Annotated in this window: 16 protein-coding genes; 1 reads left to right on the forward strand and 15 read right to left on the reverse strand. The window is 46.4% G+C overall.

Features of this window, described 5'->3' with window-relative positions:
* The first annotated feature begins 173 nt into the window (after positions 1-173).
* On the forward strand, positions 174-2,261 hold the full coding sequence (locus ACWGXJ_RS18410; protein WP_452567355.1) for a vWA domain-containing protein: 2,088 nt from the start codon (positions 174-176) through the stop codon (positions 2,259-2,261).
* Positions 2,262-2,304: 43 nt separating this feature from the next.
* Here ACWGXJ_RS18410 and ACWGXJ_RS18415 read toward each other — a convergent pair whose 3' ends face one another.
* The 15 genes from ACWGXJ_RS18415 to gcvH form a co-directional block, all read right to left on the reverse strand.
* Entirely contained in the window at positions 2,305-3,216 is a 912-nt protein-coding gene (locus ACWGXJ_RS18415; protein WP_254325064.1) for a serine/threonine protein kinase, read from the reverse strand.
* Positions 3,217-3,393: 177 nt separating this feature from the next.
* A complete protein-coding gene (locus ACWGXJ_RS18420; protein ID WP_452567356.1) occupies positions 3,394-4,647 on the reverse strand; it encodes an L-lactate MFS transporter in 1,254 nt (417 codons plus the stop codon).
* 190 nt (positions 4,648-4,837) lie between these two features.
* Positions 4,838-5,602 carry a LytR/AlgR family response regulator transcription factor gene (locus ACWGXJ_RS18425; protein ID WP_235308886.1) on the reverse strand — a complete coding sequence of 255 codons (765 nt, stop codon included), beginning with the start codon at positions 5,600-5,602 and terminating at the stop codon, positions 4,838-4,840.
* Positions 5,599-7,260: a sensor histidine kinase gene (locus ACWGXJ_RS18430; RefSeq protein ID WP_172828267.1), complete on the reverse strand. Its 1,662-nt coding sequence runs from the start codon at positions 7,258-7,260 to the stop codon at positions 5,599-5,601. The genes ACWGXJ_RS18425 and ACWGXJ_RS18430 overlap by 4 nt, the downstream gene beginning before the upstream one ends.
* A 49-nt stretch (positions 7,261-7,309) precedes the next feature.
* Positions 7,310-8,296: a S66 family peptidase gene (locus ACWGXJ_RS18435; protein WP_452567357.1), complete on the reverse strand. Its 987-nt coding sequence runs from the start codon at positions 8,294-8,296 to the stop codon at positions 7,310-7,312.
* Between the two features lie 178 nt (positions 8,297-8,474).
* Positions 8,475-9,971: a methyl-accepting chemotaxis protein gene (locus ACWGXJ_RS18440; RefSeq protein ID WP_452567358.1), complete on the reverse strand. Its 1,497-nt coding sequence runs from the start codon at positions 9,969-9,971 to the stop codon at positions 8,475-8,477.
* Between the two features lie 285 nt (positions 9,972-10,256).
* Positions 10,257-10,898: a 50S ribosomal protein L25 gene (locus ACWGXJ_RS18445; protein WP_235308880.1), complete on the reverse strand. Its 642-nt coding sequence runs from the start codon at positions 10,896-10,898 to the stop codon at positions 10,257-10,259.
* A gap of 231 nt (positions 10,899-11,129) precedes the next feature.
* The gene (gene pulA, locus ACWGXJ_RS18450; RefSeq protein ID WP_452567359.1) at positions 11,130-13,664 is read right to left on the reverse strand and encodes a type I pullulanase; all 2,535 of its coding nucleotides are present in this window, start codon (positions 13,662-13,664) and stop codon (positions 11,130-11,132) included.
* A 255-nt stretch (positions 13,665-13,919) separates the two neighbouring features.
* The gene (locus ACWGXJ_RS18455) at positions 13,920-15,575 is read right to left on the reverse strand and encodes an amino acid ABC transporter ATP-binding/permease protein (protein ID WP_254328708.1); all 1,656 of its coding nucleotides are present in this window, start codon (positions 15,573-15,575) and stop codon (positions 13,920-13,922) included.
* Entirely contained in the window at positions 15,568-17,733 is a 2,166-nt protein-coding gene (locus tag ACWGXJ_RS18460) for a DUF454 family protein (protein ID WP_452567360.1), read from the reverse strand. Before ACWGXJ_RS18460 ends, ACWGXJ_RS18455 begins: the two co-directional genes overlap by 8 nt.
* A gap of 214 nt (positions 17,734-17,947) precedes the next feature.
* A complete protein-coding gene (locus ACWGXJ_RS18465; RefSeq protein WP_235308871.1) occupies positions 17,948-19,093 on the reverse strand; it encodes a mannitol-1-phosphate 5-dehydrogenase in 1,146 nt (381 codons plus the stop codon).
* Positions 19,090-19,524 carry a PTS sugar transporter subunit IIA gene (locus ACWGXJ_RS18470; protein WP_235308869.1) on the reverse strand — a complete coding sequence of 145 codons (435 nt, stop codon included), beginning with the start codon at positions 19,522-19,524 and terminating at the stop codon, positions 19,090-19,092. The genes ACWGXJ_RS18465 and ACWGXJ_RS18470 overlap by 4 nt, the downstream gene beginning before the upstream one ends.
* Complete coding sequence (locus tag ACWGXJ_RS18475) at positions 19,521-21,599, reverse strand: BglG family transcription antiterminator (RefSeq protein ID WP_452567361.1); 2,079 nt, start codon at positions 21,597-21,599, stop codon at positions 19,521-19,523. The genes ACWGXJ_RS18470 and ACWGXJ_RS18475 overlap by 4 nt, the downstream gene beginning before the upstream one ends.
* A gap of 81 nt (positions 21,600-21,680) precedes the next feature.
* Positions 21,681-23,159 (reverse strand): PTS mannitol transporter subunit IICB, encoded by a 1,479-nt coding sequence (locus ACWGXJ_RS18480; RefSeq protein WP_452567362.1) that lies wholly within the window; start codon positions 23,157-23,159, stop codon positions 21,681-21,683.
* Positions 23,160-23,537: 378 nt separating this feature from the next.
* Positions 23,538-23,936: a glycine cleavage system protein GcvH gene (gene gcvH, locus ACWGXJ_RS18485; RefSeq protein WP_250266479.1), complete on the reverse strand. Its 399-nt coding sequence runs from the start codon at positions 23,934-23,936 to the stop codon at positions 23,538-23,540.
* Between the last annotated feature and the right edge of the window lie 136 nt (positions 23,937-24,072).

The following is a 24,072-nucleotide window of genomic DNA, read 5'->3' on the forward strand; positions in this document are numbered from 1 at the left end:
CACAAATAGAACTCAATTACCGATAGAAGTCCATTGGATATTTCTGATAAGCGTAAAAGAATCAAATTCATGGCTAATGTGAGGGTTATCAGCTGTTTTGATCCTTTATCCCTTATATCCCAAGGATTAGGAGAGTTAATCCCCCCACATTGGCCTCGGCGATGGAGGAGCTTATGTTCAGAATAAGGAAACTAGGGATTATCGTTTTCATGACTTTTGTACTATTTTTACAAATGAGCCTAAACGGGGTCATTTGCACTGTAAATCAGGCTAATGCAGCATCTTTAGGTGCTGTCCCGATCGAGGGTTACGATGCCGTTTTTGTACTGGATACCAGTTATTCCATGAGGGATACCGATCCTGAAGGCATTGCGGCCGAAGTCATCAATATGTTTATGGATTTGAGTGATGCAGACCGTACGCGCGTCGGATTCGTTGCCTACAATCACCATGTGGTCGCCTCGAAACCACTGACTTCGATTGCCGTGGCAGCGCAAAAATCCCAGATCCAACAGGAAATCAGAACGCTAAACCGTTCCGGTTATACGGATTTGGGACTTGGACTGCGCAAAGGCTCAGAGCTGCTAGCGGCAGGAGCATCCCAAGGGCGTCAGCCTTTTATGATTCTGTTGTCTGATGGAGAGACTGATTTTGGTGCCTCCTCTGGTTCCCGATCCAAAGGTGACTCCAATAACGATGTGTCCTCTGTCATCAAATCTGCACAGACCAAGGGATATCCGGTGTACACAATTGGTCTGAACCATGATGGCACAGTGAACCGACAAGAACTCGAACGGATCGCTTCTCAAACGGGTGGAGCTTCTTTTATTACGAGTAGTGCCGAGGATCTGCCGGAAATTCTGAACCGTATTTTCGCCAGTCAAATTCGTTCCAAGCTCGTCCCAATTGCTGCAATTACGACTACTGGCGAGATGCAAGAATTAACTGTAACTCTACCTGATTCTAGTATGGAGGAAGCCAATCTGGTGCTTTTGTCGGAGCATCCCCTTCTGGAAACACAGCTATATTCCAATTCAGAAAATGTCCGCAGGTACAAGTCGAGCCGCTATGCGATTTTAAAAATCGAACATCCACAGGCAGGTAAAGTGAAGTTGAAGCTACGGGGCATACGCGGAGATTTGGTGAAAATCAATTTACTTGGCAGCTATCGACTGGAAGCCGAAGCTACCATGGGAGGAAAGCAAGCAACGGCAACTCATGGCGACAAGCCTGTGCAGTTGCTGAAAGGTCAAGCGACACCGTTTCAAGCTCAGCTTCTGTTGCCGAACAATCAAAAGCTTACAGATGAAGCCGTATATACGTCTCTCCAAGCCCATATTGTAGTTACTCCCAAGGGTGGCACAGCCAAAAAGGTGCCTATGACCTATAAGTCAGGAGCCTTTCATACCGAATATGCGTTCCCTCAAACCGGGGATTATACATGGCAGCTATCTCTGGATAGTCCGCAATGGTACCGTAAGGGAATTGTACATAAGGTTCACGCGGCCAATGCAGCACCACAGGTCTTAAAAGACCTGACGATTCACCTGGTAAAAGAAGACAGCGATTCCCGTCGAAGTTTATCAGATTTTATTGTTGACCCCAATCATGACAAGCTGAACTATAAGCTGGATTCAGAAGGCTCTGGGGATACGATACATGCTGAGATTAACGGTAATGATCTGCTGCTATCAGAGCTCCACACAGGTGACTCTCAGCTGAAGATTAAAGCTACCGATCCGGAAGGAGCATCCAGCAGCGCTACACTAACCGTTTCTGTACAATCCCGGTATACAGCCATTAAATGGACAGTAGCCATCAGTGTCGTAGTAGCCGCTCTTCTGTATTGGTTCTTGCGGCCAAAGCCGCAGTTTGCCGGAAGAATTGAAGGATATTTTCTCGCTACAGCAAGTGGACAGGAGATTCCGGTAAAATCTTGGCCGCTCACCTCCTTTCCGGGCCGTAAGGTCAGCTTGCAGGAATTGTTCCGTACGCTTGACGTTCACGAACCGTTGCCAGAAGCGGAACGGATCGTATTTTCCGCAGGTAAAAAAGGGAGCCTAATCGTAAAACATGATACACGCTGCGCCTTACAGCATGGAAAGATCAGATTAGCCCGTAACAAAAAAGCGGTCATGGAGTACAGCGACAAGCTGTACATTACATTCGAGGATGGTGTCACTGAAATCGAGCTGCGATACAAAGCGATTAAACCGAATACTTCAGTGTACACCGACCATATCCAAGCTCCGACAGGATAATGTCCGTCACAACGTAAAAAAAGAGAAGCACCGTCTCTTACGATTAATGAACCGTAAGAGTAGGGCGCTTCCCTTTTTTTATCCAATATTCCGCACGTAGTGCGGCTTTAAACCATCGAAGTGAACGGCAACGCTTGTTAGCCTGTACCTCCAGACCACGCCGAATGACATACGGCAGCAGAGAAAGTCCCGCATTTTCAATCTGAATCCGCTCAGAATGATCTGCAAACAATCGGCCTGGCACATCTGGCGGAGGTGTTCCTTTTCGGCAATAATACAGCGTGGCGGCCAAACTATAGATATCCGACACAGGCCCCTGCTGCGAACGATTAGAGTAAAATTCCAGCGGAGAATAGCCCGCCGTAGTAAAGATCGGATGCTCTTTGCCTTCAAAATGCACAGCCGAACCAAAATCAATCAGCTTGATGTTGCCATTTTCCCCAATCATAATGTTGCCCGGCTTAATATCCCGGTGAATAATTCCTTTGTCGTGAATGTACTCCATGGCATCAATTAAAGGTAGCACCGTGTGGTACAAAAAAGTGGGATCAGATGTTGGCACAGCTTCTTCTTTCATCATTCGATCCAATGTCTTGCCTGCACAGTATTCCATGACCAGATAGGCAGTTCCATTTTCCTCAAAGTGATCTATATAACCGACAATTCCCGGATGACTTAACTCCTTCAACATTTGCCCTTCACGCAAAAAATAATGCATAAACTCCACGTATTTGGATTGCATAGAAGCACCGCAAGTGACCGTTTTTCGATCCATCCCTCGCAAAGCCAGGGCATTCGGAAAAAATTCCTTCACAATGACCTTTTCTCGGTTATCCAACAGCCTTGCCGTATACACGATGGCCAGCTCACTGCGGGACAAGGCGCTTCGAATTTGATATGTATTTCGCAGCTTCGTATTGCGGGCAAGCAGATTCCCGCTTGTATCCACGATCATGACTCGTCCTCCTGTCAGGTTCTTAGCTTATGTCTTTTGTATATATCGGCTTATTACACATCTTTTTATTATACCGTAAAATAGATTATTGGAAAAACAAATAACCTGCCATAATCTCCCTTAGAGAAATGATGACAGGTCTTTTGGCATTCATCTGGTTCTTTTTTCTCAAATCGTTTAACCCAGTTTCGTTCCAGGCTTCATGCTGCGCACACTGTTCGTATTTTTCTTCCGTTCACTGCGCAGTTTGCCTTTGCCTTGTTCTGGAGTGCGAATGGTGAGGGCAATTAGGAACGATACGACACACAGCACAGCAATCGTGGTAAAGGTCGGGATGAATCCACCGAGCAAGGCTGCAATAAATGACCCCGCCAGCGCACCGAGGCCAAAGCCTTGATACACAATACCATAGTTTTTGCTTTGATTTTTCAGACCGAAGAAATCAGCTACGATGGCAGGAAAGACTGTAATGTTGCCGCCGAAGCAAAAAGCAATTCCTGCTACACAGGCAAAGAATAAACCAAAATTCAGTGGTACCAGACTCAGCACTGTGACTGCGACCGCCGTTGTCAGCAACGCACCCGCTACTACTTTCAGACGACCTACTTTATCCGATAGCGCACCCAGTATGATCCGGCCCGCCGTGTTGAAAATAGCGACCATAGCGACCGCATTAGCGGCTGTTGCTACATCAAGGCCGGCCATCCGTACGCCGATATCTTTGACGACTCCAATCAGGTAGAGACCACTCATACAAGCGGTAAAGAACATTACGAACAGCAGGTATGCCTGCTTGGTGCGCAGCATTTCTTTGACGGTGTAGTCCCGCTGTACAACCCCATTTTGTACCGAAGGCTTGTTCACGACTACAGCTTCTCTTACCAGGAAGGAACCACCCACAATCATAATCAGCACGATCATTCCCCAATATAAAAACGCTTGTGATACGCCAACGGACTGAATCAACGAACCATTAATATACTTGAATATAAGACTGCCTGTTCCATATGCCCCAACCGAAATACCGGAAATAAGTCCTTTTTTCTCAGGAAACCATTTAATCAGATTCGACAGTGATGTAATATATGCCGTTCCATCCGCAAAACCTACGACAATACCCGCCAAAATATATAGCAGGGACAGCGATGTTACCTGCGAACTGAGCATGAGACCGGCTCCTAACACGACACCTGAACACAAAATCAGACGACGTAATCCCCATTTATCCTGTAGTTTGCCTGCGAATAATGTAGCAAACGCCAGTGCAAAACTGGTAATTGAAAATGTAATGGCAACCGAACTGAGGTTCCAGCCAAAGCGGTCCACCAACGGTTGATTAAATAAACTCCATGTGTAAATGGTTCCTAATCCCATCTGGACAATTATTGTTCCAAGTACGACAAGCCAACGATTTCCGCTGTTTGTTTTCATTTCAATCTCCTCTTTTCATTCCGGCTCTACAGCGTCAATTTGTGATCATCATAACCGGGAATCCAGTACGCTTTGCGCCTGTGGAGGAGCAAGTCTGTAAGGATTCTCTCTACATGGATTATTATAACCCTGCATGTAAGCCAGAAATCGTTTGAGGAATGAAATGCACATATAGCGGAATGAAATGCCTTTAAAGTCGCATAATTTGCCGAAATTCCTTGGCCTTGCTACGGCTTACCGGAATTTCAGCTTCTAGTCCACGCAAACGCAAGAGATACGTATGATTAAACCAAGGTACAATTTCACGGATCTGCGACAAATTCACCGTGTACGATCGGTGACAGCGGAAAAAGTCCTGCTGCGGCAGCCGGGCATGAAATTCCGAAATGCTCATCGGCATCGTATATTCTTCGTGCCTTGTAAAGACACGGGTCACCTTTTCCTGCGCACACGCATAGTAAATATCGTTTGCATCCGTTACGATGATTTTGTCATTTTTCAGCAGATTAATACGACCTGGCGCAGCAATGGTGCTGGCTTCGGCAGCTCGGGGTTGCGCCGTCTGGACAGGCTCCTGTATTGGAACGTTCTGCTGCTCATAAGCATTTTCCAGCTTACGCAGCATAGATGCGATCCTTTTTTCATCATATGGTTTGAGGATGTAGTCGAACGCCTCCAGTTCAAAAGCCTGCGCCGCATGTTCTTTATAGGCGGTCGTAAAAATAATATAGGGCTTTTTGGCAAATTTGCTAATGTTCTGTGCCAGTAGCATCCCGTCCAATGAAGGAATGTTAATGTCCAGAAAGATCGCGTCCGTCTCCTGATCTTGCAGAAACCGAAACACATCTAGCCCATCCTCGAAACTATCAGTCACCTCAATGTTGCTATGAGTCTGAATAAGATACTCCAGCTCTTCACGTGCCGGAAGTTCGTCTTCTACAATTATGGCCTTCATGACTTCTCCTTTGGTATGTCAAAATAAACTTCGGTGCCCGGCTCATGCTTCAGAATAATAACTCCTTCGCCGTACATAAGCTTGAGTCGTCTGTGCACATTGTACAAGCCGATCTGTTTAGCCGGAACCCGATCATGATAGAGGTTATCCACAACATCATCCCGTATACCTACCCCGGTATCCGCCACAGAAATACGCACCTTTTCTCCACGATCCTTTACAGAAATAGTTACTGTACCTGACCCCTTTTTCTTGAGGATTCCGTGATTAATCGCATTCTCAACCAGGGGCTGGATAATAAGACTTGGAATACGCACAGACACCTCATCCATTACATATTCTACCTGAAGCCGGTTGCCGAAGCGTGCTTTCTCAATTTCCACGTAATCAGACACCTGCTGAAGCTCTTTATGGATTTCGATCAAATCATCATTCAGTTCCAAATTATAGCGCAGGTAGCCCGATAAATTAATGATCAGCTCTCGTGCCTTATCCGGCTTGGTGCGTGTCGTAGAGGCAATGGCGTTCAGCGCGTTAAACAGAAAATGGGGATTAATTTTCGTTTGGAGCGCCTTTAGCTCGGCTTTATTCGCCGCTTCCTTAATTTGCTCCACACGCGACACTTCCATTAACGTGGAAATGATTTGAGACAAGCCAATCGCCATCGTCTGCAACGGATACGTGATTTTATAAGCTTTGCGATAGTAAATCTTCAAGGTGCCAGTTACTTCTCCCCGCTCCTCTAACGGGATAATGAGCAGAGACTGGATTTGCGGTGTCTTATCGTCTGCAATATGGTTGCGAATCGTGATTTTACCGCTGCGGATCGTCGATTTAGTCACATCGCTAATAATCTCATCTCCGATGTGATAACGCTCTTCGCCAAAACCGACATAGGCCAGCACATCTCTGGTATCGGTAATCGCTACCGCGTCTGCCTTGATATCTTCTTTTATGATCGAACAAATGGTATGCAAGGATTCCGCATTAATGGAGCGAAAATAAGGCAACGTCTTATTGGCAATATCCAGTGCCAGCTTGGCCTGTCTGGCCGCGATATTCTCCTTTTCCCCCTCCACACTCTGGATTAACAGAACGATTAAACCGATACTGACTTCTCCGATAATCATGGGTAGACCGATCTTGGAAACGATGTCCACACCAAGGCCATGGGGTTGTGCCATCACCAGAATGAGCAGCATCGTCAACGCTTCACAGACCATACCTGCGGCGATACCGACTAGCCATCTCTTGGAACGATTAACCCGGCGACCGATATATCCTGACACCACACCTGCCAGAATACTTGTAATCAGACACGGAATCGAGGTCACTCCCCCGATATCAATTAGATAACGATGGATCCCTGATACAATACCTGTAACGATCCCAACCCATGGTCCAAACAAAATACCGCCCGCCATAATTGCAATGATTCGAACGTTAACCAGCGAACCTTCGACTTCAATCCCGGTGTACGTACCGAACAGTGCAAACATGCAAAAAATCAACGTTAGTAAGGTTAGCTCTGCGGGGGAATGACTGTTCTTTTGCAAGGTTTCCTTAAATCGTGGGATACGTGTAATAAAAAATAAACAAATTAGTAACAACGCTGCGCGCTCAAATAGCTGCATCAGCATTTCCAACAAGGCGTTCACCTGCGTTCCTCCCAAATAAAAACGGATATGCCTACATAGGTTATGTTAATTATTCACATATTTCAATACTCACCCTGCCATCACGGGCACGGATGCTAGCCTTCCCGCCAATTGGATATGTAAACTGCGGCGTGGTATGACCAAAATCAGCATCTGCAATCACTGGGATGGAGGTCAATTCCCTTTTCGAGCTAATGATTTGCCGCAGCAATGCTTCTGTCATATGCGACGCCTGCTGAAATCGTCCTATGATGATCCCCTTAACCTGATCAAATCCAGGCTGGTGCAACAGTGATTGCAAATCCCGATCAAACGTAGCGGGAGAGCTTTCATAATCATCCTCAACAAATAGAATGCTTCCTTCCAGACTCGGCATATACGGAGTTCCCTGCAACAAATTTAGGGTACACAAGTTTCCGCCCACAATCGTACCCGTTGCTTCCCCTTCATGAATCGCATACGGACCCGCATTGCGGTGAAAGCTTCTTTGATCCTGATCTAGATACCAGGTATCGTCACTCCACTCCGACGAGGATTGGATTTGAATGCTGCCCTCATCCAACATCAACCTTTGGAAATACGCCGTCGTATATTCATTTCCTCGCAACATAGCGAACGTCAAAAAATGAGGTCCTGCATACGTGATAAGCCCCGTTTTGGCATAAATGGCATGGCTTAACGCCGTTATATCCGAATAACCACATAATCGTTTAGGATGAGCTCCAATTAGTTCATAGTCAAGATAGGTAAGGAGCTGATTGGCATTATAGCCCCCAATTGAAGTCAGGATGCCCTTTACCTTTGGATCGACAAAAGCTTCGTGCAAGTCTGCGACTCTGGACTCTATCGAGGAAGATGTAAAATCATCACTTTCCAGCACATATTGCGAAAAGCTCACTTTAAACCCAAGCTCCTCCAGTCTTTGCTGGGCAATCAAGCGATTTTCCTCAGAAACGATAGACAAGCTTCTGGACGGCGAAAGAATGCGTATCTCGTCTCCAGCTTTTAATTTGGGTGCTTGCTTTCCTATGATCATGGTCATCCCCCTTAATTTCAAAGCATTTAAACTGCCACAAATTATACCATCAACTTCCATCTAATTATAGCTTCTAGAAATCCCCTCTTCATTTCCCTTCAAACGCAGTAAAAAACCGGAGAGTACCGCTTGATAGCGATAATCCCCGGATCTCTAGTCCGATAATGAAGCATTTCTGTTATTTGCTTTTGCTGATTTCGGTAGGAATGTTGTCCTCCTTCTGATCATGTACCAGTTCTTTTAACTGGATAATCAACGTCTCCAGCTCATTAAATCCGGTCACCATATTGGAGGTTATATTTCGTTGCTCCTCTACTCCAGCCAAAATTTGCTCTGACGCTGCACTCGCTTGTTCTGTAACGCTTGAAAACTCCTCCATCTCTTGAACGACCTGAGATGAGAATTGCTGCATACTATTCGTACTGGCTTCCACCTCCACGGCCTGCAGCAGCACTTTATTGGCATTTTGCAGGATATCCTCCAGTACAATTTCGGTCGAATGGGCCGATTCCATACTCTGCTGTAGTCTTTGCTGTCCCAAGTCAAATTGGCTTACGACAGAATCCATCTGAGTTCTCAGTTGGGTCAAAATACCTTCCATTGCCACCGAGGTATTCCCTGCCATTTCAGCCAAATTACGCACTTCGCCAGCCACGATGGCAAATCCTTTTCCATGCTCTCCCGCTCTGGCAGCCTCAATGGATGCATTCAAGGACAGCAAATTGGTTTGTTTCGAGATTTGAGTAATATCTTTGAGCATGGCAGACATATTATCACTTTGTGTTTTAAACTCGTCCAATTCTTCTTTGGTACGACTCATAACCAGACCCAAATCCTTAATTTGAGACGTTAATGCAAGCAGTTGATTGCTCCCTCTGCTCCCGGCACTTTTCGTATCTTCGGAGAGCTGCTTCAATTCTCGGGAATGATCGGCAACCTCGCGCACGTGCTGGTCAGACTGAGCCAAGTTATCCGTTACCTCAGTGATATTCGAAGCTTGCATTTCTACCCCTTTGGCAACCTCCTGAAACCCGATGGCGACTTCATTCGTCACGCTGCCGGTAGCATCCACTTGATGCCTGAATCGTTCTGTGAAGCTATGCAATCCAGTTACAGCTTGTCCAACTTGTTCAAACAAAAATTCAATACGTTGACTTGTGGCATCCATATCTTTATTTTGCTCTTCCGTTTTCTTAAACTGCTTTTGATTTAACACCGATACCACTAACAATAGCAAACCAATCAGTAAAACAATAATAAACTCGTGCACATAACGCAAAGGACCGGTAGCCGGGGGAGTTGCTGGCGTACCGATGGTAATTTGTATAAAAATATTACACAGATTTAAGACCATTGCTACCAAAAAGTATCGGTAAGATGGGTAGAGCAACAACAATGAGCAAATAAAGATCGTAGTCATTGCTTCCACGCTAGATAAGTTCACAAATATACATATTAATACGCTATACAACGTAATAATCCAAGGAATAAGGCGGATTCCTTTCTTTTTCATATTCAGAATCGTCAAAACTGCGGCGACTACAAATCCTACACCACTAGACACCCACACCGATGGATTAGATAATGCCGGGATGGTGCTGCTCAAGGTCATAATCCAAAAAATAATGATCACCAATTTGTTTCTTTGCCACAACAATTCATTCGTTCTGTCCATGATTGTGTACGCGCTCCTTAGATATATATTAGGTATTCATAAAATAAAAATGTAAATACCATACTATATATATCGTCATATCAGAACGCGTATTGAATGAAAATCGTACAAACACCACATTCCCTTTTAAACACCAAATCACAACAGGACAACTTTTTAAAGAGAAAGAGTATGTAAGTGTAAATAAATGAATGCAAAAAATCGCCCCCCTAGCAGGGAGCGATTTTGAATACCTTTTTGATGATCTTCTGCAATTGAAAAAGGTTCATAATCCAACTGATAACATTAGGATTCCTTGTTTTCGGAAGCCTCTTCAGCGCCTTCGGTTGCCGCTGCATCACCTTCCACAGCAGCATTCTCTACTTCGACTGCACGCGGAACGATAATAGAAGCAAGCAGTTCTTCTTCAGGGACGTGCAGTGTTACTCCTTTAGGGAGCTTCAAGTCGCTAGCGCTCAGCTTGTCGCCAACATCCAGTGCGGATACATCCACCTCAATGGTAGATGGTAAATCAGCAGGAAGACCTTCGACTTCAACTTCCGTTTCCTGAACTTGCAGAATACCGCCTGTTTTTGTACCTACAGGTGTACCCTGATAATCAATAGAAACACGCACGCGAAGCGGTTTGTTTTTGGCAATTTTCAAAAAATCGGCATGCAACCATTGGTTGTCACGCTGTTGATAATCTTTAATAATAACCGGAATGGTTTCTCCACCCTCTACAGTGAGGTTGAACACCTCTGAACGTCCGGTTTTGACTACTTTATTAAATTCCTTGGCATCGACATGTACAGGGGTTCCTTCAAGCTCAGAGCCGTAAACCACAGCTGGAATCCGTCCTTTTAACCTCAATTCACGAATAGCCGAACCCTTCTTCTCTGTTCTCGGCTGGGCGGTCAGTTGAATACTTCCTCCATTAGAACTCATGATATACAACCTCCTTCAGGTTACCTTACAAATGATTTTCCTCCAAGAATCTTGCCTGTTTACCAGTCGTACTACAGGATATAAGCCAGCAAGCTGGCAAAACTAAACAAGTCCATAATTCTATTTTACCCCTTTTTTCTGAAACTGACACACGTTTACATAAAAAAATAGCATTTCTCGAAATAATCGAAAAATGCTACTTTCGTATATATAGCGACCAAGCATACAAGTCTATCCGGCCCGATTATCATTTACCAGTAGCAAATATTCTTCTCTGCCACTATGAATCAATACCTGCATCACAGACTGGTTTAGGTCTAAATCAATATAGCGATCTGCCTCAACATCCTTGGCATCCCAGTGATTAAGCCGGACAATGTAGCCAATTCGCTGTATATCAGGAGACACCTGAATACGCGCTATTGCACGACCGTCATCCAAATCACGAAATTCAACATGTCCGTCGCGGTGCCCAGTTCCCCATACCCATACGTTCCAGCCAGTGTATTGCCGATCTGCACGCTCGTATATCAGTTCAATCGTGCGAAATGGAGCGACTTCCCTATCGTTTCCAAGCTGCACATCTGTCAACGTCATAGCTGTACCTGCAATTTCTTGATCTGTTCCCTCATCCGAGTCTTCCAATTCGTTCTCCGCCTGACGATTAACCTGATCTTGTTCAGTCAAAAAGGAGACTCGTGCAGGTTCTTCCTGATCATATAACACCATCATCGACCAGCGCGATACAGTCACACGATGGCCTACCACTTCATACCGTGTCTCATTACCAGCCCCGTGTGCGTCCACGACCACATGCCAACGATCCGATTCCGCAGGCAATAATATCGTTTGCTCTGTATCCGAGCCGTTATAAATCACCACAATATGATTCCAGGCATCGCCGTTAGCATGGTGCCTCAAAGCAAAAGCCACCACATGCCCACTGCTTTGCAGCACTTCCATATGCTGCTCCACCAGCTCACGATGGTCCATTCGGAATGCCGGGTGGTTGCGCCGCAAAGCAATTAAACCTTGGTAGTAATCAAACACTGGGCGAAACCTCGCCTTGTTATGCCAATGGATGGCATTCACCACATCTGGGCTTCGGTAGCTATTATGGTCTCCATATTTGGAGCGCAGCAGTTCATCCCCTGCATGAATAAAAGGAATGCCTTGCGATGTGAGTACCATACCGTTAGCCAACAGGGACTTGCGTACGGTTTCGTTCTCTAGCAAGTTATCTTCATCCAATTCCCAATACGGGTCTGCTTCGGCAACAGCTTGTTCCGGTGTCCTCCCATCCTGTGGCTTCCCCTGCTCCCATTGTGGAAAACGACAGTGCTCCCGCAAATGTCTTACTGTCAAAATTTTATCCCACAGATTGAGATTATCGTGGGCAGTTACATAATTGACGGTCTCCGATGGCTGAGCTGTGAAATCATGAATAGCCCCAAAAGCACCTTTGAGCACCTGTTCCTCCTGATGTTCTGCCCCCGTGGCAAACCCGCTCCCAGTACCGTCGCTATCTCCCTTAATAGCAGAACGGTAGTTGTCGTTAAAAACGGCAAAGCCTTTGTCGCGTTGCGTTCCTTTTAGCGTAAGCAAGGGTTGCGGAGATTCTCCTCCCGTCCAAGGCTCACCATAGATCAGCAGATCGGGACGCACTTCAGAGCGAAGCTCCTGGGTAAGCTGCTCTACGGTCGGTGTATCAATCAGCCCCATCAGATCAAATCGAAAGCCGTCTATATGATATTCCTCTGCCCAATAGCGTAGTGAATCCTTGATATACTTGCGCACCATCGGACGTTCGGTTGCCACCTCATTACCTACACCTGATCCATTGGTGAGCTGCCCTTGTTCATCCGTGCGGTAATAATATCCAGGTACAATAGGCTCAAACGGCCCCTGTTCCACCGAATAAGTATGGTTGTACACGACGTCCATAATGACACCGATGCCGACAGTATGCAAAGACTGTACCAGCAGTTTCAGCTCTCGTATGCGTGTCTCCGGATCAGCCGGATTGGAAGAATAAGACCCCTCCGGCACATTATAATGCTGCGGATCATAGCCCCAGTTATATTCAGTTTCTAATTCTGCAAAGTCATTCACCGTATGAAAGTCAGCCACTGGAAGCAAATGAACATGTGTAATGCCCAGCTCCAGCAGATGATCCAGCCCGATGCTGTTCCCCTCAGTATCCTTCAATCCCGTATACGTAAAGGCCTCAAACCGTCCCTGAGCAGCAGATAAGTCTTTTTCCCCCGTATTAAAATGGGTATCCATCGAAAAATCACGCACATGAAGCTCATAGAGAATGGCATCCGTCGGCCGCTTAAGTGGAGGCCCCGCATCCAATTCCCATCCGTCCGGGTTGGTTTGAGCCAAATCAATGATCGCTGTACGCTGCCCGTTGGCTGATACCCCTGTGGCATATGGATCGGCAGCATAATGAATGGTGTTGTCCGCCCACTCCAGCCTGTACATGTAATAATATTTGTTCCAGTCCCCTTCCAGCTCTATAGACCATACACCTTGATCACCACGGCTCATGAGAAATTCCTGACCACCGCTGTGCTCCTGAACGTTCCCCTCCTGATCGTACACCCCCGCATCGTTATACAACGCTATATGGACCTGCTGCGCAGTCGGTGCCCATACCTTGAACTTGCTGCCCGCAGGCGTATAAGTAAGACCCAAATCATAGCCTTCATATATGGGATATGTTGTGTGCTCAAGCTCATTGAGCTGATTGAAATCTGACATTCCTGTTCACCACCCATTTCTGTACATCGGCTTACAGCCTCTGTTCATCCATCATTTATGATGTTTATGACTTGTCAATATACCTCAGGATTTTGTAAAATCTTCACCTAATAGGCTATCAAAATAAGACAAGTTTGAAAAGCTGGATGATTTAAATAAGGATGACGCTTCCATTTCAACGCACACTCCATTTTATGACAAAACTATGAACAGGCTACAGCTTTTGCCCTTAAGGTATAACAATAGTTAGAAAAGTCAGGACAATCTACGGTTATCCATTTCAAAAATATCGTCTGCAATCCGCATGGTAGAACTTCGGTGCGAAACAAGGACAATCGTTTTATCTTGCTGCTGTTCCTTTAACGATTTTAAAATAATTGCCTCGTTCAGGCTGTCCAAATTGCTGGTAGGCTCGTCGAGCAGTAAGAGAGGCGCATTATGGACAAAGGCTCTGGCCAGTCCCAAGCGTTGACGTTCTCCACCGGACAGCCTGTCCCCCAATTCTCCAACTCGGCTGTCATACCCTTGAGGCAAGGTCATAATAAAATCGTGCACGGATGCCTTACGTGCTGCTTCCACCACCTGCTCATGTGTAGCATCAGGCTTTCCAATTTTGATATTAGCTGCAATTGAATCATCAAACAGGAACGTATGCTGGTCTACATAGCTCTGTAAGCCTCTCAAATGTCGGGTCCCAATTTCCTTCAAATCGTGTCCGGATAGCAAAATTTCACCTTGCTGCGGGTCCCTAAATCGCATCAGCAACTTTAGCAGTGTAGACTTGCCAGAGCCGCTTTTACCCTGAATGCCTAAAATCCGCTTATGCGGTATCGTGAGACTTACATCATTCAGTACCGTTTGACCATCGTATGCAAAAGTCACCTTGTCTACTCGTGCCCCAGTAAAGGCAACACTCATCCCTTCGATATTTTCCTCAACCTCCGGGGTTTCCTCCAATAGACTCAACACTCGTTCCCCGCTCGCCAGCGTTTGAAGCAAATTGTTGGACAAGTTGCTCAGTGCGACGACCGGACCAAATGAACTAAACAGTGCAATGACAGAAATTAGCATACCTGTAAAGTCAACCTGACCATTAGACATACCGTACAAGCCAGCCAGCAGCATCAAGAATGAGAATCCAACTACAGCCGCATCTGTGATCGCTCTTGTGATGCCTTCATGATGCTTCAAGTCCTTCTGCTTGGCATCCAATTGATCCGTACGACGGTTAATCTCATTCAAACGTTGTTCTCCTTGTCCATATTGCACAATTTCCTTCATCCCCCGTAAGCTGTCCAAAAAGTAACTGCTCAGCTTGCCAAAGCTGCTTCGGTATTCCATCCCCTGACGTTTGCCCATACGTGACGTGAGTAAGGGAATAAATAAACCGACAGTTAGGTAAGCAAGCGCAGCGAGCCAGCCTAATAGAGGCTCATAAGAACCGATAAAAAATACCATGAGCAGTGAAGTGATGATGCCGATCATTACAGGCGCTATCGTATGCGCATAAAATACTTCCAGCAGCTCAATATCACTCGTAATGAGTGATATCAGATTCCCCTTGTCCTTGCCTTCCAATTTGGCTGGAGCGAGTCTGCGCAGGGCTTGAAGCACCTTGTCACGCAGTACAGCCAGTAGCTTGAAAGCGAGATAATGACCACTCATTTGCTCGCCATAACGGAATACGCCGCGCAGTACGGCACAAACCACGATCGACGTCAGCAAAAACAACATGGTGTAGCCTGTCGTGATGCCCGTTGCTGTAAGCAGAGCAAGGGCTCCATACACTATAATGCCAATAGCACAAATAAAACCAAGCACTCCTGTCACAATCGTGATGAGCAGTACAGGTAAAAGAGGTCCAGCCAATACCAATAATTGGCCCATGATCCGTAATCCGTGTCTACGCATATACAGCCCCTCCTTTTGCAAACTGCTCTACCCGGTGTTGACTGAGATACATATCCGCATAATGTCCCTGCTGGCTCAACAGTTCATGATGCGTTCCGGATTCTGCCACCAATCCGTTTTGCAGCACATAGATACAGTCGGATTGAACTACATTTTCCAGTCTATGCGAGATAAGAATCACTGTTTTTTGACCTGCCAGCGCATGTATTACCTCCATAATGCCTTCCTCACTCTCACTGTCAATGTTAGAGGTGGCTTCGTCAAAAATGTACACACGACTATCATGCAGCAATGCTCTGGCCAGTGCTAGCCGTTGGCGCTGTCCTCCTGACAGATTTGCCCCCTGCTCCTCCAGTTCTGCTTCCAGTCCTCCTTCTGAAAGAATAAAATCATACAGCTTCACTTGTCGCAAAGCTTCCAGCATTTGTTGCTCATCCGCGTGCTCATTGCCCATTTTTAAATTTGCTTCCACTGTGCCTTTAAAAATGTAGCTGTTAAAACCAATCCAGGTCATGTGACGCATGCGGCTTTCTTCCGAAATATCGGTAAGCTCGGTTCCTCCAATCGTCAGACTTCCTCGATACCCCTCGTGATGCCCAACGATCAATCCGGCTACCGTACTTTTACCAGAGCCTGATTCCCCAATAATTGAAACCAAGCTGCCCTGGGGAATATCCATGGATATATTTCGTAAGGTATCTCTTTCGTCGTAGGCGAAACTCACCTGTTTCAGTCGAATATCTGTGTTTTCTATGCTTTCTTGTCCATGTATAAGATCCTCTGTACTCAACATTTGAAATATTTTGTCGCTTGCTGCCATTCCGTTCATGGCGATATGGAAGTAAGAACCCAGTAAACGCAGCGGAATGAAAAATTCTGCTGACAGCAAAACAATGATGATCGCTCCTGCCAAGCCAATATGGCCTGAAGAATATTCACTTATCGCGACCAGTACACCCGCAGCAGCACCACCAAATGCGATAAGATCCATAATGGCCACGGAGTTAAGCTGCATAGTCAGCACTTTCATCGTCATTTTGCGAAAGTCCTCAGCTGCTGTGTTCATTTCCTGATGTTTATCCTGGTCTGTTCCGTACATTTTGAGCGTAGTCAGACCTTGTACATTCTCCAAAAAGCTGTGGCCCAGATTGACGTAACTGCCCCAATATTTCCGAAACAGCTTTTTAGCCATCCTCATAATGACAATGATCGACACTGGAATTAAGGGAACGCAGATCAATAGTATAATGGCTGCTTTGAAGCTGACAAAAGAGAGGGTGATGAATAACGTTACGGGGGCAAGCAGACTGTAAAATAGCTGAGGCATATATCTACCGAAATAGGTTTCAAGCTGCTCTACCCCTTCTACAGCAACCTGAATAACCCCCGAGGTGGAGGTATGATCTGTATATACGGGTCCCATCTTCAGCAACTTGCCGTAAATTTGCGAGCGCAGCGTTTTTTTAGCATTTACCGAAGCACGATAGGATAACATACTGGCTGCATAATTGCTCAGGCAGCGAACTGCAATAGCAGCAATAACAATGACCGTCATACATAGAATCAGCTTGCGAGTCACTTGTCCTTCCCATGCCTGCTGCATAACAAAGGCCATAGACAACACAGCGGCTATACTCCCCAAAAGACCGATCCACTGCACAAGCACACCCAATACGATATATTTCCGAGAATGTTCCACTAGACCGAGCAGACGGCTATCGACCATTTTAGACCTTTTTTTTGGAGTAGGTGTAGGTATAGGTTCAGATGAACATGAAGGCGTTATTTCTGCTGCAGCATTTCTTATTGTTCCGATGCGGAATATAAAGTAATAATATTTAAAAAGGATGACCAAGACGATGAGCGCTTTCCCCCACACATTAGGCGTGAAAATAAAGCCTGTAATCAGCATCGCTGACGCTAAGCCCAATGTCGTGATTTTCGTAGATAGCTTCAACGATCTTGTTTGAACAAAACTCTCTAGATGCTTTTGGTACAGAGAGGTATTCGAAAACCACTGGTGAATCCTTTCGGACCCCCGCATAAAGAAAAAGGTCGCTAGCAGCAGAAACGGTGTAGTCGGTAGCAACGGTAGCACTACACCAATAACTCCAAGCGCCAAAAATAAAAACCCTAAGGTAATATAGATCGGTTTCACTATAATCCTCCCTAATAGTTATAATAGTAATGATTTCATTTTATAGATAATGATAATCATTATCAATATAAACAATTTAAGCAGGTTGTTATGTGATGTAAATCACGCATATAAAAATCCTCTTGAAGCACATCCCTACAGAACACGTTAGTGTTGATGTGGATGCTTTGTCTTCAAGAGGATTACGGAAAGTAGATGTTGATAATTCGTTGTTTTATGAATTTATAATATCATATTGCTCCAATACCTGCCGATGTAACGGGTGGTCTGCGGTTATGGAAGTATAACGCGTCAGCGCCGCACCCAGTCCTTCACTGCGGATCACCTGCTGAAGCTCGACTGCCTCGGGGTCTTCCGTAATATCAAATTTACAGGCAGCAGCCATTCCTAACGCCAGATGATCCGTAGGGATGCCATACTCCTGCGCTTGGAGCGCGGGACGTACAAGACGATCATTGGGAGACAGCTTGCGCAACGGTGAACGTCCGACCCGAGTAACATCGTCTGTCAGATTAGGATTGCGGAAGCGATCCAAAATTTTAGAGATGTACTTCTTATGCTCCCCTTGATCCAAACCGAAGCGCTTCACAAGCACTGCTCCTGTCTCCTCCAGTGACCCTTGTATCGAATCCACCACCTTGCTATCCTTCATGGCCTCCTGAATGGTAGCATAACCTGCGGTATAACCAAGATAGGCTGCCACGCAATGCCCCGTATTCACCGTGAACAGCTTTCGTTCAATGTAAGGCTCTAGATCCTGCACGTACAGGATGCCTTCGATTTCTTCATGCTCAGGTGCCATTTGTGAACGATCCACCACCCACTCGTAAAAAGGCTCTACCTGCACATGTAACGGGTCCTCGTGGTGTTGGATCGGCACAATCCGGTCTACAGCAGCATTGGGGAAATATACCGAAGCCTCTGCCTTAGCACGAGTCGCCTCATCCAATAGCGCAAAAACATGCTCTTTCAGTTGGGCGCTGCCTCCGATTGCATTTTCGCAAGCAATCACATGCAGCGGGCCTGCCCCTCGCTCCACCCGCCGCGCTATTCCCTCGGCAATACCTGCTGCAATATGCCTGAGAATGCTAACCCCTACCGCGGTCGTTACCAGATCAGCATGGTCTACCGCATCCGCTACAGCGGATGCATCTCTGCCGTCAATCGCCGTTACATTCGTGACCAGCTCCGTATCCTTTGTATCATTGGCTAACTCTACGGTATATTGTTTACGACGGCGTAACTCGGATACAAGGGTGTCGTTGACATCTGAAAAGACAACCTCATAGCCTGCACGCGACAGAATTAATCCGATAAAGCCGCGACCGATATTTCCTGCTCCAAAGTGGACGGCTCTCATAGCTCCAGCTCACTTTCGAACAGATCTATAATTTCCTGTGGGGTCACCGCGTTGCGAAGTTTATCCATATTTTCTTCCTCCGCACACACCACAGCGATACTCGTCAAAATCTCCATATGATCGCCGCCTTGTGCTGCAATGCCGATCACCATATATGCTTTCTCTTCCCCAAAATCTACGCCTTGCGGGAACTGAACGATGGAGATGCCTGTGGATTGAATAAGCGTCTTGGATTCCTTGGTGCCATGTGGAATAGCCAGCCCATTCCCGATGTAGGTAGACACGATCTCCTCGCGTTCCAGCATCTTGTCAATGTACTCACTTGAAATATGTCCCGCATCCAGCAGAATTTGTCCAGCCATACGAATCGCCTCATATTTGTCTTTGGCGGTTGCGTTCATTTTTACTTTGTCTATCGTCATAATACTCACGGTAGGTTCCTCCCTGTCCCTAATTTACTGTGGAAAAATTCAGCCAGCTCACTCGATATATAATTGACAATATGATCCCTGCTACCGTGTTCCAGTAGCGTAACCATGTCTTCCTGCAAAAGTAATGCACTAATCTCGCTCAATACCTCCAAGCTTTCTCTCGGCAGCTCACGAGGCCCCAACATGAGCAGCACGCATTCTACCTGTTCACCTGTATCCGCCAACAGCGGCTCTGCCAGCTTATACAAGGTAAGCGAAGGCTTGGGAATATAGTGGCTCCGCGTATGAACTAAAGCAATGGAGGTATCAGAGATCACCTGACTACCTTGGCGCTCTCTTTCCATGAGTTGTGCAGCAACCACAGAAGGCTCTGTAACATTTCCCCGCTCCGCCTCCAGCATGCATATCGCCTCTACGGTCGCCGCCATATCCATCCCTTGATTTTCCAGCGGATACACTTGAAATTGCTGTACAATGTGTACAATTTCCTCGAGACTTTTCCGCAGACCGGTAAGCCACTCCATATCCTGGCCAGGCTGAACGGCCTGTTCCTGCTGATGATCATTGAGATGATGGAGTGTAATATGCTGGATGAAATGACGTAGACGGTCACTCTCCTCCTGCGTTAGCAGCGGACTGATCTTAAGATACCGATCTGGTTCAAGCGGTAGCTCTACTGTCGAAATGATCAGATCATAATCCTCCTTGGGAATCCGCGCCGCCTCGTACCATGAAGCCCTATCCACAATTTTGATCTGTGGGAGCTCTTTGGCGAGCCTTGTTGCCAGAAGTCTGGATGATCCAATGCCGCTCGTGCAGACTACAATGGCCCGCACCTCCCGACGCAATTGTCGCAGCCGCTCCAGCGAAGCGCCGAAATGCATGACGAGAAATCCGATCTCTTCATCAGGCACTTTCATTTCTGTCATGCTCGCCGCAGCCTTTTTCACTGAGTCAAATAAGCTGCTGTAATCCTTGCGGATTTGCTGAAGGAGAGGGTTACGAATCGACCTGCCTTCCTTCAAACGTTTGAATACCGGAGCCATATGGGCAATCAGTCCTTCACGCAGAACACGGTCCTCTTCCAATGGCGTGCCTGTCTCTTCCTCCACACGGCGAATCAACTCATGAACCGACTCCAACAGAACAAGATCATCCAACGGCAGTAGTCGGGTGGAGTGATCCTCGGCATCACGAAACAGCAGCCTGAGATAAGATCGTTCCGGCTCCGGAAATTCAATATCCAGTGCCTCTGACAACTCCGTGCATATGCGTTCCACCATAGCTGTGCGAAGCATGATATTTTCATCCGAATCTGTTTTTAAATACGAGAGAAGAGAATCCATAACATACCCGAGTCGCAGGCGTGCCAGCGAAACGCAAATTTGAATCAGCAGCTCCATATACTTGCTTTCCACCATGTTTTCCAACCATTTTTCATGGGGCTGCCAGAGGGCCTTTTCCACGATTAGCAGGTTATCTCTGCCAATCATCTCCAGCAACTTGTCGGCAACACGGGTTACAGGACGAAGTTCTTCCCGGGCTGAAAACAGATCGGATTCATCCAAATATTCGAGAGCCAGCTCGGAAATCGCCCGTCTTTTGTCTGTCTCCCGCCCTGTAATCTCGACCCCGTACCCCCGTCTGCGCACAAGCATGAGTCCACGTTCCTCAATCCAGTCTTGCAATTCGTCTAGATCATGACTGACCGTAGTTACCGTGACTTTCAGATCTGAAGCCAGCGCCAACAGCTTGATCGGCTCCCGTGTATCCAGCAGCATGCAGAGAACCACGATCTTTCTCTCCTCAGCCGAATATTCGTCTGACTTCGTATGCAGCAATTGTTTTCGCAGGCATACAAGCTGAGCTGGATCAGCATCTATACAGATACCGATCCCTGACTTTTTCTCCAGCTTCACCTCATGAGCTGCCAGCCAATGCTCGACTGCACCCAGTTCCCGATGAACCGTCCTTGTGCTGACATTGATCTTCGTAGCAATTTCCCCGGCTGTAACCTCTTTGGACTGCTCCAGAAGATATTCCACGATGTCACGTTGTCGTTTCGTAATATTCATAAGCGCATACCGTTCCTTCCCAAGCTCATCCCTCCAGCAGGAGACGTACATTGCATACAGTCCGCCTGACTTCGATGGGGATTAAGAATCGGATTTCAGACGTTCAACCAGCGCTTCGTATTCAGGACTCTTCAGAAAATTGTCAATGGAAATGTGCTCAGCTTTCGGAGCTACTGTTTTAGCCCGGTCTGTCAACGTTTTTTGCGTAATGACAATATCCGCATCCTGTGGAATTTCACTGATTGCCGTATTCGTAACTGTTACGCCCACACCCGCCTGCTTCATTTTTTTGCGTAAAATCGAGGCACCCATAGCGCTTGAACCCATACCTGCATCACAGGAAAAGACGATTTTGTTCACTTCGGATTTATCCTTGAGCGTTCGATCTGCAGCAATTTCTGCAGCACGATCAGATTCGTGGTTATCTTCCATTACAGTGGCGTTAGCACTTGCACTCTTGCTTTGACTTTTCATATCTTTCAGGCGGGATGCAGCTTCCTCCAGCCCCTCTTCTTGTTGCTTACCAGTCTTGAGTAACACTGCGGCAACAGCAAAAGATACGACCGCAGCAGCGATCACCCCGCTTAGCATTGGCAAATATCCACCTTTTGGCGTCATTAGAAAATAGGCGATGATGCTGCCCGGCGAAGGAGCAGCAACCAGTCCGGCGCCTGTCAACATGAAACAGAAGGTTCCCACAACGCCCCCAGCTATAGCAGCAAGAATCAAAATCGGCTTCATCAAAATATAAGGGAAATAAATTTCATGAATCCCGCCGAAAAAATGAATGATGACTGCGCCAGGAGCCGACGACTTCGCAGAGCCTTTACCGAACAGGCAGTAGGCCAGCAAAATACCGAGCCCCGGCCCAGGGTTGGATTCCAGCATGAACAGTACGGATTTCCCTGTTCTTGCAGCTTCCTCCAACGCAATCGGACTTAATACTCCGTGATTCAGCGCGTTGTTTAAAAATAATACTTTTCCGGGCTCAATAATGAGGTTGACAAGCGGCAGTAGCCCTGCGTTCACGAGGAACTGTACCCCTGCCGACAATACTTGACTGATCATTTGTACAACCGGGCCGATCGCCACATGGGCAAGCAGTGCTAGAATGGCACCGATAATACCGGCCGAAAAATTATTGACCAGCATTTCAAAGCCTGATCTGACTTTGCCTTCAATGGCCTTGTCGAACTTCTTCAATATCCACGCAGCCAGCGGACCAGCGACCATCGCGCCCAGGAACATCGGGATATCGGCTCCCACTATGACACCCATCGTCATAATGGCACCAATCACACCTCCACGTTGTCCGTGAATCATCGTGCCTCCCGTGTAACCAATCAGCAGCGGCAGCAAATAATTTTTCATCGGATCAACCAGTTGTGCAAAACCTTCGTTCGGGAACCACCCGGTCGGAATAAAGAGTGCCGTAATCAATCCCCACGCGATAAAGGCTCCCATGTTGGGCATAACCATACCGCTGAGAAAACGGCCAAAACGCTGTACGGCGACACGAGTGCCTCCTTTTGAACTTGGCTTTGCGTCCAATGTACTCATATTCAAATCCTCCTTGTAGGTAAGCATCACTACCTTTTCTTAAAATTCATACTAAATGACAGCGCTATCTTCATCAACGAAATGAAAACGTACTTTCGTCATGAACGTTGATGACAACATTTAAATTTAAATTATCCGAGAAGGTATTATACCTGCATAATTCTTCTTAATATGACCTGTAGCTATAGAAATTAGTCGAAAAACCGTACTGGATTATGTATGATTCTTACTATAGGGACAACCCTCTACATCAGAATAAAACACGTAATTACGTCTGCAAAAAGACAAAAAAATAGCCGCTATGTCAAATCATAGCGACTGTTGTATACAAAAATCGAGCAGACAAATAACACTCTTATTCCATACTACATTGCTCCATTACTGCTCATCGGAAATCAACTGCTCGTATTGATCCGCAGACAGTAGCTTGCCCAATGCTTCCTCCACATCTTTACCCATCTCTACTTCGATCATCCAACCTTTTTCATAGGGAGATTCATTCACTAGCTCAGGCGTACTTTCCAGCGCTTCATTCACTTTTAATACGGTTCCCGTCACCGGAGCAAAAAGGTCGGATACCGTCTTCACCGATTCAATCGTACCGATCTCCGCTCCCTGCTCAATCGTTACTCCCACCTCAGGTAATTCTACAAAAACAATATCACCCAGTTGATGCTGTGCAAAGTCTGTAATACCAATCCGCAACGTTCCATTCTCTGTGCGCTGAACCCACTCATGTTCGTCTGTATACCAAAGTTGCTGCTTTACTTCACCCATCCTGTTCCCCTCACTTCCATATGAATAAAATCGCTTTTGCTCACCTGTATTAGACAGGTTAAGATTATGACAACAGGAACACTCATGTCAATAATACTAACAAAAATACTTCATATGACCTCATATGGCGTACTAT

This window comes from Paenibacillus sp. S33, from assembly GCF_053615415.1.